Origin of the sequence: Enterobacter sp. CM29 (assembly GCF_013179605.1) — a bacterium.
In the GTDB taxonomy this organism is placed as follows: Bacteria; Pseudomonadota; Gammaproteobacteria; order Enterobacterales; family Enterobacteriaceae; genus Enterobacter; species Enterobacter intestinihominis.
In genome coordinates this window covers 1-7,384 of the sequence record NZ_JABMCU010000214.1, presented here as the reverse complement: position 1 = coordinate 7,384, position 7,384 = coordinate 1, and the positions used below count along the sequence as shown (strand labels likewise).

8 protein-coding genes and 1 pseudogene are annotated in these 7,384 nt (G+C 58.3%); 3 read left to right on the top strand and 6 right to left on the bottom strand.

The annotated features are described in order from the left end of the window. Nucleotides 1-212: 212 nt before the first annotated feature. A complete protein-coding gene (locus tag HP459_RS19890; protein ID WP_022649174.1) occupies nt 213-557 on the top strand; it encodes a nitrous oxide-stimulated promoter family protein in 345 nt (114 codons plus the stop codon). A 130-nt stretch (nt 558-687) separates the two neighbouring features. Here the strand turns inward: HP459_RS19890 and flhA are convergent, their stop codons facing one another. From flhA to hypA, 6 genes are all read right to left on the bottom strand, one after another. Further along, nucleotides 688-2,760 (bottom strand): formate hydrogenlyase transcriptional activator FlhA, encoded by a 2,073-nt coding sequence (flhA, locus tag HP459_RS19885; protein ID WP_023330179.1) that lies wholly within the window; start codon nt 2,758-2,760, stop codon nt 688-690. A gap of 63 nt (nt 2,761-2,823) precedes the next feature. After that, nucleotides 2,824-3,834: a hydrogenase expression/formation protein HypE gene (hypE, locus tag HP459_RS19880; protein WP_171936698.1), complete on the bottom strand. Its 1,011-nt coding sequence runs from the start codon at nt 3,832-3,834 to the stop codon at nt 2,824-2,826. Further along, on the bottom strand, nt 3,831-4,952 hold the full coding sequence (gene hypD, locus HP459_RS19875) for a hydrogenase formation protein HypD (RefSeq protein ID WP_069596904.1): 1,122 nt from the start codon (nt 4,950-4,952) through the stop codon (nt 3,831-3,833). The genes hypE and hypD overlap by 4 nt, the downstream gene beginning before the upstream one ends. A gap of 3 nt (nt 4,953-4,955) precedes the next feature. Then, nucleotides 4,956-5,228 (bottom strand): HypC/HybG/HupF family hydrogenase formation chaperone, encoded by a 273-nt coding sequence (locus HP459_RS19870; RefSeq protein WP_003862132.1) that lies wholly within the window; start codon nt 5,226-5,228, stop codon nt 4,956-4,958. Further along, nucleotides 5,219-6,082 carry a hydrogenase nickel incorporation protein HypB gene (hypB, locus tag HP459_RS19865; RefSeq protein ID WP_171936697.1) on the bottom strand — a complete coding sequence of 288 codons (864 nt, stop codon included), beginning with the start codon at nt 6,080-6,082 and terminating at the stop codon, nt 5,219-5,221. The genes HP459_RS19870 and hypB overlap by 10 nt, the downstream gene beginning before the upstream one ends. Before the next feature lie 3 nt (nt 6,083-6,085). Next, nucleotides 6,086-6,436, bottom strand: a complete 351-nt coding sequence (hypA, locus tag HP459_RS19860) for a hydrogenase maturation nickel metallochaperone HypA (RefSeq protein WP_022649168.1) — start codon at nt 6,434-6,436, stop codon at nt 6,086-6,088. A 210-nt stretch (nt 6,437-6,646) separates the two neighbouring features. On the opposite strand from hypA, the gene hycA reads away from it, so the two are divergent. Beyond that, on the top strand, nt 6,647-7,111 hold the full coding sequence (gene hycA / locus HP459_RS19855; protein ID WP_022649167.1) for a formate hydrogenlyase regulator HycA: 465 nt from the start codon (nt 6,647-6,649) through the stop codon (nt 7,109-7,111). A gap of 73 nt (nt 7,112-7,184) precedes the next feature. Continuing rightward, nucleotides 7,185-7,384: pseudogene (locus tag HP459_RS19850) on the top strand (4Fe-4S dicluster domain-containing protein); the annotation flags it as partial.

Genomic DNA, 7,384 nt, shown 5'->3' with positions numbered 1-7,384 from the left:
CCCACTTTTAAGTGCCGATAGGGTTTGGCGATCGCGATCTGTTGCATAAGCTCTCCGGTGAATACGGTTATTTACACCTGTATAAAATACCAGTAAAACGCAGCGAGGGGAGGGGTAATTCTGGAAGGACGCTTCAGAAAACGGAATGCAATAACTGAAAATGTGCGGATAAAAAGGTATTATAAATGCACTTTATTGTTGAGGACGACGTTATGTCCGGTAAACGTATTTCACGAGAAAAAAAGACGATCGCCAGAATGATCGCCCTGTACGAAAACAGGTGTCCGCACGCCATAAAAGAAGAGGGGCACTATTCGGCGCTTAAGGCTTATGCCGATAAGCGGCTGGATAAATGCGTGTTTGGTGAGGAAAAACCTGCCTGCAAACAGTGCCCGGTGCACTGTTATCAGCCCGCCCGACGGGAAGAGATGAAGCAGGTAATGCGCTGGGCAGGGCCACGTATGTTATGGCGTCATCCGATTCTGACCATCCGACATCTGATCGACGATCGTCGTCCGGTTCCGGAATTACCGGAAAAGTATCGGCCCAAAAAATAATCGTCTCAGCGCCGCAGTGGAAGACAAATCACGCTCAGGGCGACGGCGTGGCGCAGGCAGACAGAAAAAGAGCACCAAATATCCCTGCGCCAGCGCGTGAGCGATATGTACCCGCTGACGGAATGACGGGTTATTTCAGGCTCTCTTTATCGATTCCCAGACGCTTCATACGCGAGAGCAGGGTGGTACGCTTCAGCCCCAGCCGTTGCGCCGCACCTTTCGGTCCGGCTACCACGCCGTTGGTCTCCTTCAGCACTCGCATAATGAGCTGATATTCATCTTCTCCCTCTTTCGCAAGCTCGCTTGCGGCCACGGTCGTTTCAGAGAGAGTAACCTCTGGCAGGGAGAGCTGGAGCACGTTCCCGCGCGTCAGCAGGACCGCGCGCTCAATGACGTTTTCCAGCTCGCGCACGTTCCCCGGCCACTCCATCGCCGAAAGGGTGCGTAGCGTTTCGGCAGGAATACTGTCGATATTTCGCCCCATCCGGCGGGCAATCTTCGCGGTAAAGGCTTTCACCAGCAGCGGAATATCTTCCGGGCGTTCGCGCAGCGGCGGCAGGCAGATCGGGAAGACGTTCAGACGATAGTAAAGATCGCTGCGAAACTCGCGGTCGGCGACCATTTTTTTCAGATCGCGGTTGGTGGCGGCAATCAGACGCACGTCGGTCTGGATCAGCTTGTTGCTGCCGAGACGCTCGAACTCCTGCTCCTGCAAAACGCGCAGCAGCTTAGGCTGAAGCTCCAGCGGCATATCGCCCACTTCGTCGAGGAACAATGAGCTTTTATCCGCCAGTTCAAAACGGCCCAGCCGCTGGCTGCTGGCGCCGGTAAACGCGCCGCGCTCGTGGCCGAACAGGTCGCTTTCCAGTAAGCCCGCAGGCATCGCCGCGCAGTTCATCTTCACCATCCGGCGGCTGTTGCGGTTGCTCAGGTTGTGGATCGCCCGGGCAATCAGCTCTTTCCCTGTGCCGGTTTCACCGAGGATCAGCACCGTGCTGTCGCTCTGCGCCACCATCTCCACCTGCTTGAGGATGTTGTACATGGCATCGCTGCGTCCGATGATTTCGCCAAACTCGCTGTCCACATTGTTGAGCTGCTCGGTCAGCGCCAGGTTTTCGTCCACCAGCCGTTCTTTCAGACGGTGGATCTCCTGATAGGCGAGGGCGTTATCCAGCGCAATGGAGATACGTTCGGCGATCTGGCGCAGCAGCTTCAGGTTGGCGGTGGTAAATACGGCTTCATCGCACTGCGCCAGTTTAAGCACGCCGAGCATGGTGTTGCCGGACATCAGCGGCAGCAGGCACAGGGTCTGGATCTTGTTGCCCCAGGTGTTAAACAGCATCCGCTCGTAGGGCGCTACCGGATCCTGCTCGCTGAGGTTTAACAGCAGGATCTCTTTGCTTTTAAATACCCGTTCAGACAGGGTTCCCGCTTCGTCCACTTCGCTTTGCTCGTGCGCCGGGTTAGCTTCGTCGAGGTAGTGGGTGGAGTAGATGTTCAGCTTGCCCTTACGGTTGCCGCGCAGCGCAATGCTGATGGCATCGATCCTGAAATAGTGATGGATCTCTTTGGCGACTTCGCTCACCAGTTCGTCCATATCGAGACGCGACAGCACGGCATTGGTGATGGCGACCAGAATGCGGAAATTATCGCGCTCGCGGCTCAACAGGTCGTAATCCACGTTATTGGTGACGCGGCTTTGGATCTGCTCTGCCACGACGGCCACAATTTGCGTGAAGGTATGCAACCGCTCGTACTCCGCCTCGGTCCAGGGCTGGTCGTTATTACGGATAAACTCGCAGCCGCCAAAAATTTGCCCTTCCACCGCCAGCGGCAGCATGCTGTAGTGGCCGAACGGGTGGTAAAGGTTGCTCTCTGCCAGCTTCGGCCAGGCCTGGCGAAACTGGTCAAAATTGCAGTGCAGCGCTTCCGGGCGGGAGAGAATACGTCGCACCGGACCGTGGGCCAGAAACGTTTCATCTTCATATTCGAAGATTTTGCCGTTATCACGCGTTGAGAAATAGCTCGCGCGGTGGGTTGCGCTATGCCAGAGCACAATGGCGGCGCTGTCCGCCAGCGCTGATTGCCTGACCAGCCGCGTCAGGGCATCGCTCAGCGCGCCGAGGTCGGGCTGTTGTAAAAGTGTGCGCGTGATGTCAAACAGGCCCTGCTGTCCAAGATCGCTCATCGGTGTATACGGCATTATTGCTTTCCAATAGAAACTGGCAATAAAGAGACATTCAGCGCTGACCGCTTTTGGCGCGGTCTAGCAAATTCGGGGTAACGGTTCAGCGTGCGGCAGATCCAGCGTGCGCTTCACGCCGTAAAGCCCGGTCAGGCGCACCCCTTTGCGCTCAACCACGTCGCCGATGATGGCCGCGTCTTTCCCTAAGGGATGTGCGCGCAGTTGTTCAAGTACGGCTTCCGCCGCCGTGCGTTCCACGCCGATCACCAGCTTGCCTTCGTTGGCAAAGTTAAGCGGGTCTAGCCCTAATAGCTCGCACAGCCCGCGTACAGCAGGCTTAACGGGCATGCCGCGCTCGGTCAGTTCAATTCCGCAGCCGCTGCTTGCGGCAAATTCGTGTACGACGGCATTCACGCCGCCTCGCGTGGCGTCGCGCAGGGCTTTTACACCCGGCATGTCGCGCAGCGTCTGGATCAGCGGCGTGAGTACCGCGCAGTCACTGTGCAGCTCGCCATCCAGCCCTAAGCCTTCGCGCAGGTTCAGGATGGTTGCCCCGTGGCAGCCCAGCGTGCCGCTGACAATCAGCACGTCGCCTGCACAAAGCTGCTGCGCGCCCCAGTGAATGTCGGCGGGGATCGCCCCCATTCCGGCGGTGTTAATGAAGAGCTTATCCGCCGCGCCGCGCTGCACCACCTTGGTATCCCCGGTCACGATGGCGATCCCCGCCTCGCGGGCGGTGTGCGCCATGCTGTTGACCACCGCCGTGAGCGTCACCATGGGTAACCCTTCTTCGAGGATAAACCCGCAGGAGAGGTAGCGGGGGATCGCGCCGCTGACGGCCACGTCGTTTGCCGTGCCGCAGACGGCGAGCTTGCCGATATCGCCGCCCGGGAAGAACAGCGGGTCAATCACGTAGCTGTCGGTAGAGAACGCCAGCCTGTCGCCGTGGGCGGTCAGGGCCGCGAGGTCAATACGCGCCTGATCTTCCTGCTCGGCGAGCCAGGGGTTGTTAAAGGCTTCTATGAACAGCCTGTTAATCAACTGCTGCATCGCCTGTCCACCGCTTCCGTGCGCCATTTCCACCGTGTTCATGCTTCACACTCCTGGTTGCGATAGTGATACCACGCGGCGCATGCCCCTTCGGAAGAGACCATCAGCGCGCCAAACGCGGTTTGCGGGTTACAGGCGTTGCCAAATAACGGGCAGTGATGAGGTTTGCATTTGCCGGTGAGTACGTCGCCACAGCGGGCGCGGGGATCGTCGCACACCTTCTGCGGCTGCGGGCGGAAATGCGCTTCGGCGTCGAAGGCGCGATACGCGGGCGTCAGGTGTACGCCGGATTCGGCAATCAGCCCCAGTCCGCGCCACTCGCTGTCGCCTTCGACGCTAAACACGTCGGCTATCGCCTGCTGTGCCCGTCTGTTACCTGCATCGGGCACCACGCGGCGATACTGATTTTCCACCACACTCAGGGCCGCTATTTTCTGCTCAACCAGCATGGTCACGCCTTGCAGTAGATCAAGTGGCTCGAAACCAGCCACCACTAACGGACGATTGTACTGTTCAGCGATAAAACCGTAGGCTTCTGTGCCGATCACCATGCTGACGTGTCCTGGTGCCAGGAAGGCGTCGATGCCGTTGTCCGGCGCTTCAAGCAGGCTACGCAGCGTGGGAATAAGCGTGATGTGCTGGCAGAAAAAGTAAAAGTTAGTGGCGTTGCGGGCTTTCGCCTGCTGGAGAGTGATAGCGGTGGCGGGCATGGTGGTTTCAAAACCCAGCCCGAAAAAGACCACCTTACGCTCAGGATTAGCCATCGCCAGCGTCAGGGCATCCATCGGTGAGTAGACGATCCGCACGTCCGCGCCGCGCGCCTTCGCCTGGAGCAGCGAGCCATTTTTTCCCGGTACGCGCATGGCGTCGCCAAAGGTGCAAAAAATCACACCGGGGCGGCTGGCGATGTCGAGACAGCTGTCGATGCGCCCCATGGGCAGCACGCACACCGGGCAGCCGGGGCCGTGGATAAATTCGATGTTCTCCGGCAGCAGCTGGTCGAGGCCAAATTTAAAGATGGCGTGGGTGTGTCCGCCGCACACCTCCATGATCCGCAGCGGTTTTTCTTTCGTGTAGTCCAGCAGGGACGCGCGGGTTTTCAGGCGATCGATAAGCTGCAACACCTGCTCAGGCGCGCGATATTCATCAACGTAACGCATGTGTTATCGTTCCTCACCATACAGCAGGGCACCCACGTCCGGCTCAACGTCGAACATATTCTGTAGCGCGTCCAGCGTGTCGCGGGCTTCTTCCTCATTAATCACGCTCATGGCAAACCCCACGTGGACCAGCACCCACTGGCCAAGACGCGATGCGCCGGTCTCATCGTGGCTGCCCACCAGCGTCAGATCGACATCGCGCAGGATGCCGCAGACCTCCACTTTGGCCTGATTGCCGTCGATCGAATGAATTTGTCCGGGGACGCCTATGCACATCGTTCGCTCTCCAGCCAGTTCAGCCAGGCATCCATCCCGTCGCCGCGCGTGGCGGAAACCAGCAGGATCTCAATTTCCGGGTTCACTTCCCGGGCGTAAGCCAGGCACTTATCCACGTCGAAATTCAGGTACGGCAGCAGGTCGACTTTGTTCAGCAGCATGAGGGAGGCGGCGGCAAACATATGTGGATACTTCAGCGGCTTGTCTTCCCCTTCGGTCACGGAGAGCACCGCCACTTTATGCCGCTCGCCGAGGTCGAAGCTTGCCGGGCAGACCAGGTTGCCGACGTTTTCAATAAACAGGATGCCGTTATCCGCCAGCGGCAGGCGCGGGGCGGCGTCGGCAATCATCTGCGCATCCAGGTGGCAGCCCTTGCCGGTGTTGACCTGAATCGCGGGCGTACCGGTTTCGCGGATGCGCGCCGCGTCGTTTACCGTTTGCTGATCGCCTTCGATAACGGCGCAGGAGACACGTTTATTCAGTCGTTTGAGGGTTTCGGTCAGCAGGGTGGTTTTACCGGAGCCGGGGCTGGAGACCAGGTTCAGTACCAGCTGTTGACGGGCGGCAAAGCGGGCGCGATTGCGGGCGGCGAGCTGGTTATTTTTGTCCAGCACATTGATCTCCACCTCCAGCATCTCGCGCTGGCTGATGCCCGGCGCGTGGGTGCCTGCTTCGCCGTGGCCGTAATGCAGGTCGCCCGCGTCTGAACGCTGCGGCGCAAAGGTGATGCCGGTCAGTGCCGCCGCGGGACGCGGTGCAGGAGAAAAGGGTGCGGAGCGAAACGCGGAGTGGGGACGGTGTTCATCCCCTTCTATATACAGGTTGCCTTCAGCGCAACCGCAGGTACTACACATACATTACTCCTTCTCGATTTCGAGGCGTTGGATCTGCATACCGTCATCCGCCACGATGCGCAGCCCGCTGCTCTGGCACTGCGGACAGCGCTGTACCTTCGATGACAGCAGCGTGACGTACTGCTGACACTGCTCGCACCAGCACTCCGCCTGCTGCTCCTCGATATGCAGTGCGCAACCCTCCGCCAGCGTGCCGCGGCACACCAGCTCAAAACAGAAGGTGAGGGCGCTGGTCTCGACGCAGGAAAACGCCCCGACCTTCAGCCAGACGCCGGTCACGCGCTTCGCATGGTTCTGCACAGCCTGCTGTTCGATAAGTTCCAGTGCCCGCTGGCAGAGGGTGATTTCGTGCATGACGCCTCCTTAATGAATTGCCCCTTCAATGCAATAACAGTGCCAGCTTGATTTGCGTTACGGCGTGACGATGTCAACGCTGTCGAAATGACACGTCGACACCGCGGCGGTGACAGTGCGCATCTCTTTAAAAGCCATTTAAATCAATAAATTAAAAACTGGCACGAAATCTGCTTAACAGCCGCTAACTCCATTAACCGGATACCTTTTATGACTATTTGGGAAATTAGCGAAAAAGCGGATTACATCGCGCAACGTCATCAGCAGCTTCAGGACCAGTGGCACCTCTACTGCAACTCTCTGATTCAGGGGATCACCCTCTCAAAAGCCCGTCTGCACCATGCCATGAGCTGCGCGGCGCAGGGGGATATGCGCTTTGTGTTGTTTGGACACTTCACGATTTTTGTCACCCTGGCGGAGAGCTTCAACAGCCACACCATTGAGTATTACGTTGAGACAAAAGAGGGTGAAAAACAGTGTATTGCGAAAGCCCAACTGATGGCCGACGGCATGGTGGACGGTCACGTCAGCACCCGCGATCGCCAGCAGGTGCTGGAGCACTATCTGGAGAAAATCGCGCCGGTTTATAACGGCCTCTACGCTGCCGTTGAGCACGATCAGCCGATCAACCTGAAACAGCTGATCGACGGAAAATCCTCCGCGAACGTGGCCTGAAAAGCGAGTGTCGAGAAGTGTCGATAAGACAGTTTTTTTTCGTCAAAAATGACCATCACCAGAGGATGACCCGGTGAACCGTTTTGTAATTGCTGACTCGACGGTCTGTATTGGCTGTCGAACCTGTGAGGCGGCGTGCTCGGAAACGCACCGCCTGCACGGGCTACAGTCCATGCCGCGCCTGCGCGTCATGCGTAATGAGAAAGAGTCTGCCCCGCAGCTCTGTCACCACTGTGAAGACGCGCCATGCGCGGGCGTCTGTCCCGTCAATGC